Raw genomic sequence first — 16,312 nt, forward strand, 5'->3', positions numbered from 1 at the left:
GCGACAGTGCGCAGGGCGTGGTGAAATTGACTAACTTTTGGTGAACAATTAACGTTTGTCTGCTACCAGCTTCAACGCATGTTCCAGCACGTTGATATCCGCACCGGCTTTGTGCGCATTTTCGCTCAGGTAACGACGCCACTGACGCGCGCCCGGAATGCCCTGGAACAGCCCCAGCATATGGCGGGTAATATGTCCCAGATACGTTCCCTGGCTCAGTTCCCGTTCAATATACGGGTACATGGCGCGCACCACGGCAACAGGGTCCACGTCAGCACCCGTTGAACCGAAAATTTCGCGATCCACGGACGCCAGAATACCGGGGTTCTGATAGGCTTCACGTCCCACCATCACGCCATCCATATGTTCAAGGTGCGCTTTCGCTTCTTCCAGCGATTTAATGCCGCCGTTGATCGACATGGTCAACTGCGGGAAATCACGCTTCAGTTGGTACACGCGGGCGTAATCCAGCGGTGGGATTTCACGGTTTTCTTTCGGGCTCAGCCCGGACAACCAGGCCTTGCGCGCATGAATGATAAACATCTCACATTCTCCTTTGCCGGAGACCGTGTTGATGAAATCACACAGAAATTCGTAGCTGTCCTGGTCATCAATGCCAATACGGGTTTTGACCGTCACCGGAATCGATACCACATCGCGCATCGCCTTGATGCAGTCGGCAACCAGCTGCGCATTGCCCATCAGGCAGGCACCAAACATCCCGTTTTGTACGCGATCAGAGGGACAGCCCACGTTGAGGTTTATCTCGTCATAGCCCCGTGCTTCCGCCAGCTTCGCACACTGTGCCAACGCGGCCGGGTCGCTACCACCAAGCTGTAAGGCTATCGGATGCTCTTCGTCGCTATACGCCAGATAGTCGCCTTTACCATGAATGATTGCCCCGGTGGTTACCATCTCCGTATAGAGCAGCGTCTGGCTGGACAGTAAGCGCAAAAAGTAGCGGCAGTGTCTGTCCGTCCAGTCGAGCATCGGCGCGATAGAAAAACGATGTGCAGGGAAAGCGGTGGACTGAGATTCAGGCAGCATGGCGAATAATTAAGCATCCGGTTAAAAAAGGGGCGCCACTATAGCATAGACCGTGACGATAGTGAGCCACATCGTCACGGCCCCCCTCATGCTATTTCGATCCGGGTTTACCGTCGTGGGAACCAAAAAACTGTGGTGGATGGTCAACCCAGCGATCCTCGCGCGTGGCCGCATACACCGGATTCAGTGGGTAATAGATACGATTGAATTTTTTATTTGCCTCGCCGACGACCAGCAGTCGCACCTCTTCACTGGTGTTATTGATAAAGGTGTGACACACGCCGGTTCCCGCTGGAAATCCGACGCTATCCCCCGGTTCCAGCTTCCATAAATAGCCGTTAATCCAGGCCTCCGGATACCCTTCCAGCACGTAGATAAACTCTTCTTCGTCGCTTTCGGCGTGAGGGTACGAGGTGCGACGGCCCGGAGGCAGGCGTTCATGGTGAATGCCGAGGCGACCCAAGCCCAGCTTACGAGCAAGCGGTGCGCCGATAGAAAACAGCTCATCGCTTCCGGGATAGGTAGCGTCGTCAGCCCCCTCCACCTCACGCCAGTGGCGAATACAATCCGGTCTTTTCATTTTATATTTTCCAGTATTGCGATGCGTCAGGTATAGCACACCACGGCTGATCTCGGCGTTTTATGCAGAACATGATAAAGTAAGGGATTAACCTTCCACGCAAATCGAGGCGCAAAAATGGAAAGAACCCCTACGCAGGAGTTGCTGGCTCACGCTGAAAAACTCTGTGCGCAACGTAACGTGCGACTCACGCCGCAACGCCTCGAAGTGCTGCGCCTGATGAGCCTCCAGGAAGGGGCAATCAGCGCATATGACCTGCTGGATTTATTACGGGAAACTGAACCACAGGCTAAACCGCCAACCGTCTATCGTGCGCTCGATTTTCTGCTCGAACAAGGTTTTGTCCACAAGGTAGAATCCACCAACAGCTACGTGCTTTGCCATCTGCTCGATCAGCCCACCCACAGTTCCGCGATGTTCATTTGTGACCGCTGCGGCGTGGTGAAAGAAGAGTGTGCGGAAGGCGTGGAAGACATCATGCATACGCTGGCGGCCAAAATGGGCTTTGCCCTACGTCATAACGTAATTGAAGCGCATGGCCTGTGTCAGGTCTGTGTGGAAGTTGAAGCCTGCCGTCATCCTGGCGACTGCCAGCATGATCATACGATTCAGGTAAAAAAGAAGGTCGGGCGTTAAGCGAGAGAACGTACATCCTTGTACATTCAGGCGGGAGGGGATAATTACCAACGGTAGTCGTTGCGGGTTTCCCAATCCTTCACTTCTTTCTCCGCCTGATCTTTCGCATAACCGTAACGTTCCTGGACTTTACCCACCAGCTGGTCACGCTTACCTTCAATGACCGTCATATCATCATCGGTCAGTTTGCCCCATTGCTCTTTCACTTTACCTTTCAACTGCTTCCAGTTACCACCGACTTCGTCTTTATTCATCATCAAATCCTCATCGTTAGGTTGTGAATAGCGAGAGTGCTGCGTCCAGACACGCTATGTTTTTGCTGGACGTGAGAATAAGTGTAGTCAGTGATTCTGAGTTCTATTTATTATTCGGAATTTTTAACCATACGAGTCAGGAAAACCAGGTGCCATTTCGCCAGTGACGCTGCCAGATAAAAGCCAGCGAGAGTCCGCGCAGCGCCAGAAAAACGGCGAGTGCCAGCCACAAACCGTGGTTGCCTAACAGCGGTAACGTGAATAAGGTTAAGCCGAATCCTGCAGCGGCAACGGCCATACTGTTACGCATTTCCGCAGCACGCGTTGCGCCAATAAACATGCCGTCCAACAGGTAACACCAGACGCCCACCAGTGGTAACACCACCTGCCAGATAAGGTAACGATCGGCCAGTTGCTGAATCTGCGGTAGTGAGGTCAACGACGCAATAATGTGCTCGCCAAACAGGGCATAGACCAGTGAAAAAAGGAGCGCCACAATGCCCGACTGTCGACACGCCGCGCGCCAGACATCCAACAGTTGGCTGCCATCCCGCGCACCATAAGCCTGACCAGAGTGCGCTTCCACGGCATAGGCAAATCCGTCCAGCGCATAGGCGGTGAAGGTCAACAGGGTCATCAGAACGGCGTTGACCGCAATAATATCGCCCCCGAGACGCGCCCCGAGTACCGTAATCGCACCAAAACACAGCTGCAGCAACAGCGAACGCAGCATGATGTCGCGGTTAAGCGCCATCAGACGGCGGAAGTTTCCGCGCCATGCCTGTTTCAGCATCATGAGCGAAACACCGCGCAGGTGGAGAACCTTGCGCACCATCAGCAGGCCAATCAGCAACGTGGCATATTCGGCAATCACCGTCGCCAGCGCTGCGCCCTGCACGTTCATATGCAGCCCCATCACCAGCCATATATCGAGCACAATGTTGAGGATATTGCCGACAATCAACAGGATCACAGGTGCTCGCGCGTACTGAACGCCCAGCAGCCAGCCGAGCAGTACCAGGTTCGCCAGCGAGGCAGGCGCGCTGAGCCAACGGATTTCAAGGAAGCGCCGGGCCTGTTCCAGTACCGCTTCGCTCCCCCCTACGATGTGTAACGCCAGATCGATAATCGGCGTACGAAATAGCGCAATTGCCGCCCCCGCCCCCAAAGCCAAAATCAGCGGCTGCACCAGTGCTCGGGCCAACGCCTGCGGATTTTTTGCGCCAAATGCCTGAGCCGTCAGTCCGGTGGTACTCATGCGTAGAAAGAGCAGCAGCATAAAGAGAAAACTGGTTGCCGTCGCCCCCACGGCGACACCACCCAAATAGACCGGGCTATCCAGATGACCAATCACAGCCGTATCCACCAGTCCCAGCAGGGGAACGGTGATATTAGAAAAAATCATTGGCAGGGCAAGGTGCCAGAGCGCTTTATCAGAGGAGGTAAAAAAAGGCATACAGGAGAGCCTGAGAAGACGTTAGAGATACTGGAAAAAGTCGTACAGGCCCGGTAAACAGAGTGCCACCGGGCACGTTGCCGGATGACGACGTAAACGTCTTATCCGGCCTACAGGAAATCAACAGACCGTTACAGCCATTCACCGTTACGGATAACGCCGACGGCCAGTCCTTCAATGGTGAAGTTCTGCTCACGCAGGTCGACAACGATCGGTTTGAACTCGCTGTTTTCTGGCAGAAGCTCGACCTTATTTCCCTGTTTTTTCAGACGTTTAACCGTCACTTCATCATCAATGCGGGCAACAACCACCTGGCCGTTACGCACGTCCTGTGTCTTATGCACTGCCAGCAGATCGCCATCCATAATACCAATGTCTTTCATTGACATACCGCTGACGCGCAGCAGGAAATCAGCATTAGGTTTGAACAGGGATGGATCAACCTGATAGTGGCCTTCGATGTGCTGTTGCGCCAGCAGCGGCTCACCTGCAGCAACGCGGCCTACAAGCGGTAATCCTACCTCTTCTTCATGCAACAGACGAATACCACGCGATGCGCCAGAGACGATTTCGAGCACCCCTTTACGCGCCAGCGCTTTAAGGTGTTCTTCAGCCGCGTTTGGGGAACGGAATCCCAAACGCTGCGCGATCTCCGCACGCGTCGGTGGCATACCTGTCTGGCTGATGTGATCCCGAATGAGATCAAACACCTCTTGCTGCCTGGCCGTTAACGCTTTCATTCCGCCCCCTGGGTGTATATACAGTTATGCTGTGAGTATATACAGCTAAAGGCGATTTTGGAACCGCAAACTGCACAAAAAACAGGAGATTTATGAAGTTGTGGAATCCTTATCGAAAATGGGACCACAACAGGATGCCCCAGGTGATCAGGGCGACAAAAATAGACAGCAGAACAGCCGCCGACCCCATATCTTTCGCTCGACCGGAAAGTTCGTGATACTCCGATCCAATACGGTCGACCACTGCTTCAATAGCGCTGTTTAAGATTTCAACGATCATCACCAGCATTACTGAACCAATCAACAACACACGGGTAATGGCGTCGACGTCCAGCCAGCAGGCGATGGCGACGCCCAGCAGTACGGCAACACTTTCCTGACGAAATGCCGCTTCATTTATCCATGCGGCGCGAAAACCTTTCCACGAGTAGCCAGCAGCTTTGATAATTCGGGTGAATCCAGTGGTATTATTGGCCATCAAAAGAACCTTTTTACATTATTAGCGTCAATGTCATTGTAACGTTACCCCGTTTGTTTCAGGGTGTGGCAAAGCAGCGCGAAGTATGACGGGATACACCAGAAATTCACTAAACTTTCTGATATCCTTGCAGCGCATTTGCATTATTAACCAGAGGCTTTACATCGTTTATGTCCGGCTGGCCACGAATTTACTACAAATTACTGAATTTACCATTAAGCGTCCTGGTAAAAAGCAAGTCTATTCCGGCAGAACCTGCCCCGGAGTTGGGACTCGATACGTCTCGTCCCATTATGTACGTCCTACCGTACAACTCAAAAGCAGACTTGCTGACGCTACGTGCCCAATGTTTGGCGCACGATCTTCCCGATCCCCTGGAACCGCTGGAGATAGACGGGACTTTACTGCCGCGCTACGTGTTTATTCACGGCGGTCCGCGTGTGTTCACCTATTACACGCCAAAAGAAGAGTCCATCAAGCTGTTCCATAACTATCTCGATCTGCATCGCAGCAATCCTGACCTGGATGTGCAGATGGTGCCGGTTTCGGTGATGTTTGGCCGCGCGCCTGGCCGCGAAAAAGGTGAAGCCAACCCGCCGCTACGCATTCTGAACGGCGTACAGAAATTCTTCGCCGTTTCCTGGCTCGGTCGCGACAGTTTTGTCCGTTTCTCGCCGTCGGTCTCTCTGCGCCGCATGGCAGACGAACACGGTACGGATAAAATCATCGCCCAGAAACTGGCGCGCGTGGCGCGTATGCACTTTGCCCGTCAGCGTTTAGCTGCTGTTGGCCCGCGCCTCCCTGCCCGCCAGGATCTGTTTAATAAGCTGCTGGCCTCGAAAGCAATCGCCCGTGCGGTAGAAGATGAAGCCCGCAGTAAAAAAATCTCCCACGAAAAAGCGCAGCAAAATGCCATTGCGCTGATGGAAGAGATCGCCGCCAACTTCTCCTACGAGATGATCCGCCTGACCGACCGTATTCTGGGATTCACCTGGAACCGACTGTATCAGGGTATTAACGTTCACAATGCAGAACGCGTTCGCCAACTGGCGCACGACGGGCATGAAATTGTCTATGTCCCCTGCCACCGCAGCCATATGGATTACATGCTGCTGTCGTACGTTCTGTATCACCAGGGGCTGGTTCCTCCGCACATTGCGGCCGGGATCAACCTGAACTTCTGGCCGGCTGGCCCGATTTTCCGCCGCCTGGGTGCGTTCTTTATTCGTCGTACCTTCAAGGGCAATAAGCTCTATTCCACCGTCTTCCGCGAATACCTCGGCGAGTTGTTCAGCCGCGGTTATTCGGTTGAGTACTTTGTCGAAGGTGGGCGCTCACGTACCGGTCGTTTGCTGGATCCGAAAACCGGCACGCTGTCGATGACCATCCAGGCAATGCTGCGCGGCGGTACGCGTCCTATCACCCTGGTGCCGATTTACATTGGCTACGAGCACGTGATGGAAGTCGGCACCTACGCGAAAGAACTGCGTGGCGCGACAAAAGAGAAAGAGAGCCTGCCGCAGATGCTGCGTGGCTTAAGCAAGCTGCGTAATCTGGGTCAGGGCTACGTCAACTTTGGCGAACCGATGCCATTGATGACCTACCTCAACCAGCACGTGCCGGAGTGGCGTGAGTCTATCGATCCTATCGAGTCGATTCGCCCTGCCTGGCTGACGCCGACGGTCAATAACATTGCCGCCGATCTGATGGTGCGCATTAACAACGCCGGTGCGGCCAACGCCATGAACCTGTGCTGTACCGCGCTCCTGGCATCCCGCCAGCGTTCCCTGACCCGCGAGCAGTTAACTGAGCAGCTTGATTGCTACCTCAGCCTGCTGCGTAACGTACCGTATGCATCAGATGCAACGGTTCCGACGCAGAGTGCCAGTGAGCTTATCGATCACGCCCTGCAGATGAACAAGTTTGAGGTCGAGAAAGATACCATCGGTGACATCATCATTCTGCCGCGCGAGCAGGCGGTATTGATGACTTACTACCGCAACAATATTGCGCATATGCTGGTGCTGCCGTCACTGATGGCGGCGATTGTGACTCAGCATCGCCGGATTTCACGCGTCGCATTGCAGCAGCATATTGATGCGCTGTATCCGATGCTGAAAGCCGAGCTGTTCCTGCGCTGGGAGCGCGATGAGCTTACAGGGGTGATCGACGAACTGGCTGGAGAAATGCAGCGTCAGGGTCTGATTACGTTGCAAAACGATGAGCTGCAAATCAACCCGGCACGCTCCCGCACGCTACAGCTGCTGGCCGCAGGTGCGCGTGAGACTCTGCAGCGCTACGCCATCACCTTCTGGCTGTTGAGCGCGAATCCGTCGATTAACCGCGGTACGCTGGAGAAAGAGAGCCGCACCGTCGCTCAACGTCTTTCCGTACTGCACGGTATCAACGCACCGGAATTCTTCGATAAAGCGGTGTTCAGCTCCCTGGTGCTGACCCTGCGTGACGAAGGCTACATCAGCGACACCGGAGATGCCGAGCCGGAAGAGACGATGAAGATATACCAGATGCTGGCCGAACTGGTGACGTCGGATGTTCGTCTGACCATCGAGAGCGCCACACAGGGCGAGTAAGCATAAAAAAACCGGTCGAAATGACCGGTTTTTATTTTATCGCAGACTAAAACTCAAAGATGCCAGTAACTCATCGCAAGGCCTAAGAACAACACCAGGCCCACGTAGTTGTTATTCATAAATGCTTTAAAGCAGGCATCCCGCTCGCGGTTAACGATCAGCTTCTGCTGATACACAAACAGCGCCCCTGCTACCAGCAAAGACCAGTAATAGCCCAGCGCCAGTCCGTTCAGCCAGCCCACCAGCGCCATCAGCACCAGTACGCCCACTTGCAGAAGACCAATAATCAGTTTGTCGTTTTGGCCGAACAGGATAGCGGTCGATTTAATGCCAATCTTCAGGTCATCATCGCGGTCGACCATCGCATATTGGGTGTCATAAGCCACTGCCCAGAGAATATTGGCCAGAAACATCAACCAGCAGCTGAGCGGCACCGACTCGCTCACGGCGGCAAACGCCATCGGGATAGACCAGCCAAACGCTGCACCCAGCACCACCTGCGGCAGGTGCGTATAGCGCTTCATGAAGGGATAAACCCACGCCAGCGCCAACGCGGCAATCGACAACAAAATGGTCATCGTGTTGAGCGTCAGGACCAGCAGGAAGGCGAGCAGCACCAGCACAACAAACAACGTGCGGGCTTCTTTCTCCGTCACGGCACCGCTTGGCAGCGGTCGGTTCGCGGTGCGTTTCACATGACCGTCAAATTTGCGGTCAGCATAATCATTCACCACGCATCCGGCGGCGCGCATTAACCAGACGCCAGCCACAAACACCGCCAAGATCCACAATTGCGGAACCCCAGGGGTCGCCACCCACAACGCCCACAGCGTTGGCCAGAGCAGCAGTAAGGCGCCGATTGGCTTATCCGTACGCATCAAGCGGTGAAACGCCAGCAGCTTATTCTGCGTCAGACTCCACTCCATCTTTATCTTCCTCTCAGTACAACGGCGATGCAGGTAAAAAAAGCTCGGTAAGCATCAGTGGCTTACCGCTCAGCCGCAGGCGGGAACGACGCCCCCACAGCTCTGCATCGCGGCCAATCTCAATAAAATCTCGGGTCAATGTCGATGACGTAAACAGGTAGCGCCCGAGCGGGGTTTTCCCCAGATTTTGCAAGGCCAGTTCAGGGCCACACAATGTCGATTCCGGCACCACGGTGCGCCCAGCAAGCCAGGGTTCACCATCCGCGCAGAGCAGGATTTCACGTAACCAATAGCGGGATTCTGTCGGCAGCAGCGTCAGTTCTTCGGCCACCTCATTTTGCCCAACAAATCCTTCTCGTATCAACGTTACGCTGACCTGCTTTCCCTGCTGCTCAAAACGTTGGGTCATGGAGTCTTCCAGTAACAACCAGTCAAGCAGTTGGGGGTCCAGCGTCGGGATCGCATCAAAATAACGCAGCGCACGCAGTTGCGTTAACGCAGGGTGTGGCATGCCTTACTCTCCGATTTATCACGTTCAGGCATTGTATCGCAGAAAAGGCATTACAGGGTGAGCAAACATGATTAAGTGATCGGCGGAGCAACACAAGCATAACAAGTAGCATGGAAGGATAAAAAAAGGTGCGCCAGGAGACGCACCAGTTGTTGCAAAATCAGCAATGTGGGGAGACGGTTACCCCTTGCCTTTTACACTGCTGATAAAGGTGGAACGGGCAGATTTGGATCCCAGACGTTCAGCTTCATCAAGCAGCTTCAGCGCTTTATCGACATCGCCTTTCGCCACAGCATCCTTAATCGCTTGGTTAAAATAGCTTTCCGTGTCGTTCAGCATCGGCTCGCTTTTCTGCGGGGCTGGTGCGGCGACCGGGGCAGCTGCCACCGCAGCCGGAGCCGCATAGGCCGCTGCTGGTGCGGCAGTATTGCCCACCGTCACCGGTCCCGGACCGGATGAGCCAAACAGCGGCCCGACCAGCACGCTGGAGGAGGAGCTGGTTTTGACTTTTAGTTTCAGCAAGCCATCTGTGGTATGACGAGCGATCGGATCCGGGATATCCGGCACGGCGTTACCCACGCCCTTGGCATAGGCTTTTGCCGGGTCAAGCAGAGTCGTGGTCTGCTGGAGATCTTTCTCGGTGGTGAAGACCAGAACATAGAGCTTCTGCTGGCCCAGCGCTGGCGTCAGGCGCATGACCCCTTCCAGGCGATCCGCGCTCATCACGCCGGGCTCCTGATAGGTGAAATAGCTGCTGGGGAAGAAAGCAGATGGCGTCATGTTCTGATCAAGAATCAGGACGTTTGGCGCAAATACGCTGGTTTGTTTGTTCACTTCACTGGAGAGCGTCAGGGTCAGCTCACCAATATTGGCCGGTACGCTATAGGCGGCAACCGGACCGCTAATTCCCGCTACGTCCAGACGCTGACCGGCGGTCGCAAGCTGTGTGGACTGAACCTTAGATTGATCAACAGGCGTCCAGGCTAATTGTTGCAGTGCGGCAGTGGGAATCGCGGGTGCGCCGGTGGTGTTCTGTGGCACAAAATTCACATCGGCCAGGCTGATGCCGGGCGCACTGGCAAATAACCCTGCAGATAAACAAAGGGCAACGAGACTTTTCTTCATTTTCATTGTTATCACCTCAGATAGCATGGGTTCAGCGGTGGCCAGGCAATAGCGCGCTAAACCTTAAGTAAGAGGGGCTTACGCCCCTCTTTCGGTCTTTACGTCAGGTTAATGCTGGATTACCACCAGATTTCCATCTGGGCACCGAAGGACCACTCGTCGCTGTCGCCACGGCTGGTGGTGCTGAGACCGGAGTTGGTTGCTGCCGCGAATTTGGTAACGTCGTTACCATTTTTCACATAGCCCCACTCTTCATCCCATTTGGCATAGGTTGCGAAGACGCGGATTGCCGGACGAGACCAGATGCTGTCGCCCGCCTGCCATTGTTGCGCCAGGGTGACTTTGTACTGGCTGTTGCGATCGCTGGTCTGCTGCGATTTCACGTTGTCATAGCCCACTTCCAGCAGGGTGCTCATGATCGGCGTCCATTTGTACATCGGACGGATACCCACGGTGTACCATTCGGTACCCAGGTCGTTATCCATGTCGAGGTTCTGGTACATACCGACGTACATCAGGTCCCATTTGTCGCCCAGCGAGATAGCACCGTGGTCCAGCACGCGGAACAGGCTACCGTTGTTATTCACCACGTTATTGGCGAAGTTAGTCTTAGTACCATCTGGATTGGTAATGGTTGTCGTAGAAGAACCGTAAGAGCCCTGGTTCAGGCCTTTACCCTGCGTGGTCATGGAGTCTGTCGCATACTGAACAACAAACTTGTTATAGCCTTTCAGCATGCTCTGGGTATGTTCAGCGGTGAACATCCAGCCATCTTTTGATGCGCCATCTGCCAGGTGGTAGTCATCGGTGGTGTTAGCACGACCGTAGTCCACACCCAGTTCCAGCATACCGTCCGGGTTAATCGCCATTTGCGCTAAACGCACGTCGAACACGTCGTTGGCGGTGTCTTTGGTACGATCATAAATATTCTGGCTGCTGAACGCGTAAGAGCCGCCCGCTTCCTGAGAACGGGTCGCTGCCAGCGCCAGTTTACCGAAGCCCAGATCGATGTTTTCAATACCGGCACCAGGACCTGAAATATCCCAGTAGTAGAAGTCGATCATGTGCACATCATGACGCTGGTAGAAGCGCTTACCGGCCCAAATGGTGGAACCTGGCAGCCATTCAATCAGGTTTTTACCCTGCACGTTTGCTTCACGGAATGCAGGGTCAGTTCCTTCCCAGTCATTCTGCTGTGCGACGGAGTAGGCGACGTTGGTGTCGAAGTAGAAGCTCTTATCGCCCTCTTTCCACACTTCCTGACCCAGTTTAATTTCCGCATAGGTTTCACATTCGTTACCGAGACGGTATTTACTTTGTGCACCGGTTGCCTGGAAACACTGTTGTTCGCCGCCACTACCCGTCCAGCCGATACCGGAACGAGCATAACCATGGAAATCCACGGCCATTGCCTGAACAGACATAATGCCTGCTGCTACAGCAACCGCCAGAGGGAGTTTGCGCAGAGTAATCATCATTCTATCTCCTGAGATCATTGCTTTTCTTTGAACGCTTCACCTTGACGGATTTGCGCTTTTTTTTAATGGGACACCTTAAACGCCCGGCTCTTGATGCAACCGACGACATGCAGTGCCATCTTCACGGAACAGATGGCAACGCTCTGGCGGCAGGCCGATAGCGAATGTGGCACCCTCTTCTACCAACACCACGTCATTCTGGCGGTACACCAGATTTTGACGGATGGCGGGGATCTGGATATGAATTTGCGTTTCGTGGCCCAACTGCTCGACCACCTGAACTTCACCTTCGAGGGTGACGTCAGCGATATCGCTGGGCAGCAGATGTTCCGGGCGAATACCTAAGGACATGTTGGCGCCAACCTGCACGGCACGGCTTTCTACCGGTAGCCAGATTTGCTGGCGGTTAGGTAATTCAACCTGCACCTGATCGATTGCGGTTGCGGTGACTTTCACCGGCAGGAAGTTCATCTTCGGTGAACCAATAAAGCCCGCCACAAAGCGGTCGGCTGGGTAGTGATACAGCTCCAGCGGCTTGCCGACCTGCGCGACGCGGCCCGCATCCAGCACCACGATTTTGTCAGCCAGCGTCATCGCTTCGACCTGATCGTGGGTGACGTAAATCATCGTGCGGCCCAGACGTTTATGCAGGCGGGAGATTTCAATACGCATCTGCACACGCAGTGCTGCATCCAGGTTAGAAAGCGGTTCATCGAGCAGGAACACGCGCGGTTCAGCCACCAGCGTACGGCCAATCGCCACGCGTTGACGCTGACCGCCAGAGAGTGCTTTTGGCTTACGCTCAAGCAGGTGCGCCAACTGCAGGACTTCAGCGACCTGATTCACACGCTGGTTCATGACGTCTTTTTTGGCACCGGCCAGTTTGAGACCGAAAGACATGTTCTCGGCGACGGATAAATGGGGATACAGCGCGTAGGACTGGAAGACCATACCCACGCCGCGTTCGGCGGGCGGGATGTCGTTCATTCGGGTGTCCCCGATAAACAGGTCGCCGCTGGTGATGGTTTCCAGCCCGGCGATCATACGCAGCAAGGTCGACTTACCGCAGCCTGACGGTCCGACAAATACCACGAACTCTCCTTCGTGAATGTCGAGATTGATATCCTTCGATACCACCACGTCACCCCAGGCTTTCGTTACATTTCGCAGCTGTACGCTCGCCATGCCCTTCTCCCTTCGTTACAACCTGTCATCGACAGCAACATTCATCATGGGCTGACTATGCGTTATCCATTAGGAGCGTGAATCCTCCACCCCCCAGCTTTTTTATGGGGGAGGAGGCGGGAGGATGAGAGAGTCGCGTCTGAGACCCGGGCCGTACGCCGCCAAGGAATTTCGTGATGTCGCCCGCAAAAATCAGTGGGTTTTTATGTGCGCCAGCACGCATTACTCACATTTCTGTAACACAGATCACATAAAGAGTGGGTGGGGCGTAGGGGTAAGGAGGATGGAAAGAGGTTGCCGTATAAAGAAACTAGACACCGTTAAGCCACCTCTGTGTATCCAAGCGCACATCACCAAAAAGGATGGGGAATATGAAAATCAAAACCGGCGCACGCATCCTCGCATTGTCTGCATTGACGACGATGATGTTTTCCGCCTCGGCTCTCGCCAAGATTGAAGAGGGCAAACTGGTTATCTGGATCAACGGCGACAAAGGCTATAACGGCCTCGCTGAAGTGGGTAAAAAATTCGAGAAAGACACCGGCATCAAAGTCACCATTGAACATCCGGATAAGCTGGAAGAAAAATTCCCGCAGGTTGCCGCGACCGGTGACGGCCCGGACATCATCTTCTGGGCACATGACCGTTTTGGCGGCTACGCGCAATCGGGTCTGTTGGCTGAAGTTACGCCAGACAAAGCGTTCCAGGACAAACTGTTCCCGTTCACTTGGGATGCCGTACGTTACAACGGTAAACTGATCGCCTACCCGATCGCCGTTGAAGCACTGTCGCTGATTTACAACAAAGACCTCGTGCCAAACCCACCGAAAACCTGGGAAGAAATTCCTGCACTGGATAAAGAGCTGAAGGCGAAAGGCAAATCCGCCCTGATGTTCAACCTGCAAGAACCGTACTTCACCTGGCCGCTGATTGCTGCCGACGGCGGATACGCGTTCAAGTTTGAAAACGGCAAATACGACGTCAAAGACGTGGGCGTGGATAACGCTGGCGCGAAAGCGGGTCTGACCTTCCTAGTCGATCTGATTAAGAACAAACACATGAACGCGGATACCGACTACTCCATCGCTGAAGCGGCCTTTAACAAAGGCGATACCGCGATGACCATCAACGGTCCGTGGGCCTGGTCGAACATCGATAAGAGCAAGGTGAACTACGGCGTAACGCTGCTGCCAACCTTCAAAGGCAAAGCGTCTAAACCTTTTGTCGGCGTACTGAGCGCCGGTATTAACGCCGCCAGCCCGAACAAAGAACTGGCGAAAGAGTTCCTCGAAAACTACCTGCTGACCGATCAGGGTCTGGATGAAGTGAACAAGGACAAACCGCTGGGTGCCGTCGCGCTGAAATCCTTCCAGGAAGAGTTAGCGAAAGATCCACGTATCGCGGCCACCATGGGTAACGCCGAGAAAGGCGAAATCATGCCGAACATCCCGCAGATGTCTGCATTCTGGTATGCCGTTCGTACCGCAGTGATCAACGCCGCCAGCGGTCGTCAAACCGTTGATGCTGCGCTGAAAGATGCACAAGGTCGTATCACCAAGTAATACGGTTTCCCTTATTTCTTAGGGAATCAGGTTTATTGAATACGTTGTTACACGAAATCATTCGCGCTACATCGAGGCGGCAAGGATGCAAATCCCCAGGAGCTGACAAAAGTCAGTGACTGGGGTGCGCATTCGCAGCCAACAAAGAGGTAGCGTGAAGGATAAAGTGTAAAGAGGAAGATCCCCATGGATGTCATTAAAAAGAAATACTGGTGGCAAAGCGACACGCTGAAATGGTCAGTGATGGGTCTGCTGGGTCTGCTGGTGGGCTACCTTGTTGTTTTGATGTACGCTCAGGGGGAGTACCTGTTTGCCATCATGACGCTTATTTTAAGCTCTGCTGGCCTGTATATTTTCGCCAACCGTAAAGCCTATGCCTGGCGCTATGTCTATCCTGGCGTGGCTGGTATGGGGTTATTTGTTCTGTTCCCACTCATTTGCACCATTGCAATTGCCTTTACCAACTACAGCAGTACCAACCAACTGACCTTTGAACGCGCCCAGGAAGTCCTGATGGACCGTTCTTATCAGGCGGGTAAAACCTACAACTTTGGTCTGTATCCGGCGGGTACGGAGTGGCAACTGGCCCTCACCGACGGTGAAACAGGTAAAAATTATGTCTCCGACGCCTTTAAATTTGGTGGCGAGCAGAAACTACAACTGAAAGAAGCCGAAGCGCTGCCAGCAGGTGAACGTGCCACGCTGCGTATCATCACGCAAAACCGCCAGGCGCTGACCCAACTGACCGCCGTGCTGCCGGATGATAGCAAGGTGATTATGAGCTCGCTGCGCCAGTTCTCCGGTACGCAGCCGCTGTATACGCTTGCTGATGACGGCACGCTCACCAACAATCAGAGCGGCATAAAATACCGTGCCAATAACGATATTGGTTACTACCAGTCACTCGCGCTAGACGGTAGCTGGGGTACAGAGAAACTCAGCCCAGGCTATACCGTCGCCATCGGCTGGGATAACTTCACCCGCGTCTTTACCGATGAAGGCATTCAGAAACCGTTCTTCGCGATCTTTATCTGGACCGTCGTCTTCTCAGTGCTCACCGTCATCCTGACCGTTGCCGTCGGTATGATTCTGGCCTGTCTGGTGCAATGGGAATCGCTGAAAGGCAAAGCGATTTATCGCGTGCTGCTGATTCTGCCTTACGCCGTGCCGTCGTTTATCTCGATACTGATTTTCAAGGGGTTATTTAACCAGAGCTTCGGTGAAATCAACATGATGTTGAGCGCGCTGTTCGGCATCAAGCCGGCCTGGTTCAGCGACCCAACCACCGCGCGTTCGATGATTATCATCGTCAACACCTGGCTGGGCTATCCGTACATGATGATCCTGTGTATGGGGCTACTGAAGGCGATTCCCGACGATCTGTATGAAGCCTCGGCAATGGATGGCGCTGGCCCATTCCAGAACTTCTTTAAGATTACGCTGCCGTTGCTGATCAAGCCGCTGACGCCGCTGATGATCGCCAGCTTTGCCTTTAACTTTAACAACTTCGTGCTGATTCAGCTGTTGACCAACGGTGGCCCGGACCGACTCGGTACCACCACGCCAGCCGGTTATACCGACCTGCTCGTCAGTTACACCTACCGTATCGCCTTTGAAGGCGGCGGCGGTCAGGACTTCGGTCTGGCGGCGGCGATAGCCACCCTGATCTTCCTGCTGGTTGGCGCGCTGGCGATTGTGAACCTGAAAGCCACACGTATGAAGTTTGATTAAGGGAGATAACGA

General features: G+C 54.0%; 15 protein-coding genes. 4 read left to right on the forward strand and 11 right to left on the reverse strand.

The window, feature by feature from the left end; translation table 11 throughout:
• Positions 1-48 precede the first annotated feature (48 nt).
• On the reverse strand, positions 49-1,047 hold the full coding sequence (dusA, locus tag FDW88_RS06140; protein WP_096758715.1) for a tRNA dihydrouridine(20/20a) synthase DusA: 999 nt from the start codon (positions 1,045-1,047) through the stop codon (positions 49-51).
• A gap of 91 nt (positions 1,048-1,138) precedes the next feature.
• The gene (locus FDW88_RS06145; RefSeq protein WP_115259704.1) at positions 1,139-1,627 is read right to left on the reverse strand and encodes a cupin domain-containing protein; all 489 of its coding nucleotides are present in this window, start codon (positions 1,625-1,627) and stop codon (positions 1,139-1,141) included.
• A 117-nt stretch (positions 1,628-1,744) separates the two neighbouring features.
• On the opposite strand from FDW88_RS06145, the gene zur reads away from it, so the two are divergent.
• Positions 1,745-2,263, forward strand: coding sequence for a zinc uptake transcriptional repressor Zur (gene zur / locus FDW88_RS06150; RefSeq protein WP_137362218.1), 519 nt, complete (start codon positions 1,745-1,747; stop codon positions 2,261-2,263).
• 44 nt (positions 2,264-2,307) lie between these two features.
• Here zur and FDW88_RS06155 read toward each other — a convergent pair whose 3' ends face one another.
• The 4 genes from FDW88_RS06155 to FDW88_RS06170 form a co-directional block, all read right to left on the reverse strand.
• On the reverse strand, positions 2,308-2,517 hold the full coding sequence (locus tag FDW88_RS06155; RefSeq protein ID WP_096758718.1) for a CsbD family protein: 210 nt from the start codon (positions 2,515-2,517) through the stop codon (positions 2,308-2,310).
• 136 nt (positions 2,518-2,653) lie between these two features.
• Positions 2,654-3,973: an MATE family efflux transporter DinF gene (gene dinF / locus FDW88_RS06160; RefSeq protein ID WP_137362219.1), complete on the reverse strand. Its 1,320-nt coding sequence runs from the start codon at positions 3,971-3,973 to the stop codon at positions 2,654-2,656.
• Positions 3,974-4,104: 131 nt separating this feature from the next.
• A complete protein-coding gene (gene lexA / locus FDW88_RS06165; protein ID WP_096758720.1) occupies positions 4,105-4,713 on the reverse strand; it encodes a transcriptional repressor LexA in 609 nt (202 codons plus the stop codon).
• A gap of 109 nt (positions 4,714-4,822) precedes the next feature.
• The gene (locus FDW88_RS06170) at positions 4,823-5,191 is read right to left on the reverse strand and encodes a diacylglycerol kinase (RefSeq protein ID WP_045438520.1); all 369 of its coding nucleotides are present in this window, start codon (positions 5,189-5,191) and stop codon (positions 4,823-4,825) included.
• 170 nt (positions 5,192-5,361) lie between these two features.
• Between FDW88_RS06170 and plsB the strand changes: the two genes are divergently transcribed.
• Entirely contained in the window at positions 5,362-7,782 is a 2,421-nt protein-coding gene (plsB, locus tag FDW88_RS06175; RefSeq protein ID WP_137362220.1) for a glycerol-3-phosphate 1-O-acyltransferase PlsB, read from the forward strand.
• A gap of 53 nt (positions 7,783-7,835) precedes the next feature.
• Here plsB and ubiA read toward each other — a convergent pair whose 3' ends face one another.
• The 5 genes from ubiA to malK all read right to left on the reverse strand — a co-directional run bounded on the left by ubiA (position 7,836) and on the right by malK (position 13,007).
• Positions 7,836-8,708: a 4-hydroxybenzoate octaprenyltransferase gene (gene ubiA, locus FDW88_RS06180; RefSeq protein ID WP_096758722.1), complete on the reverse strand. Its 873-nt coding sequence runs from the start codon at positions 8,706-8,708 to the stop codon at positions 7,836-7,838.
• 13 nt (positions 8,709-8,721) lie between these two features.
• On the reverse strand, positions 8,722-9,219 hold the full coding sequence (gene ubiC / locus FDW88_RS06185; RefSeq protein WP_096758723.1) for a chorismate lyase: 498 nt from the start codon (positions 9,217-9,219) through the stop codon (positions 8,722-8,724).
• A gap of 180 nt (positions 9,220-9,399) precedes the next feature.
• Entirely contained in the window at positions 9,400-10,350 is a 951-nt protein-coding gene (gene malM, locus FDW88_RS06190) for a maltose operon protein MalM (RefSeq protein WP_115259707.1), read from the reverse strand.
• 113 nt (positions 10,351-10,463) lie between these two features.
• Positions 10,464-11,822 (reverse strand): maltoporin, encoded by a 1,359-nt coding sequence (locus tag FDW88_RS06195; protein WP_137362221.1) that lies wholly within the window; start codon positions 11,820-11,822, stop codon positions 10,464-10,466.
• A 75-nt stretch (positions 11,823-11,897) separates the two neighbouring features.
• Positions 11,898-13,007, reverse strand: a complete 1,110-nt coding sequence (gene malK, locus FDW88_RS06200) for a maltose/maltodextrin ABC transporter ATP-binding protein MalK (RefSeq protein ID WP_096758726.1) — start codon at positions 13,005-13,007, stop codon at positions 11,898-11,900.
• Positions 13,008-13,378: 371 nt separating this feature from the next.
• Here malK and malE point away from each other — a divergent pair, with 371 nt between their 5' ends.
• Positions 13,379-14,569, forward strand: coding sequence for a maltose/maltodextrin ABC transporter substrate-binding protein MalE (gene malE, locus FDW88_RS06210; protein ID WP_096758727.1), 1,191 nt, complete (start codon positions 13,379-13,381; stop codon positions 14,567-14,569).
• 186 nt (positions 14,570-14,755) lie between these two features.
• Positions 14,756-16,300, forward strand: coding sequence for a maltose ABC transporter permease MalF (gene malF / locus FDW88_RS06215; protein ID WP_096758728.1), 1,545 nt, complete (start codon positions 14,756-14,758; stop codon positions 16,298-16,300).
• Positions 16,301-16,312 lie beyond the last annotated feature (12 nt).

It is taken from the genome of Citrobacter sp. wls829 (assembly GCF_005280825.1).
In the GTDB taxonomy this organism is placed as follows: domain Bacteria; phylum Pseudomonadota; class Gammaproteobacteria; order Enterobacterales; family Enterobacteriaceae; genus Citrobacter; species Citrobacter gillenii.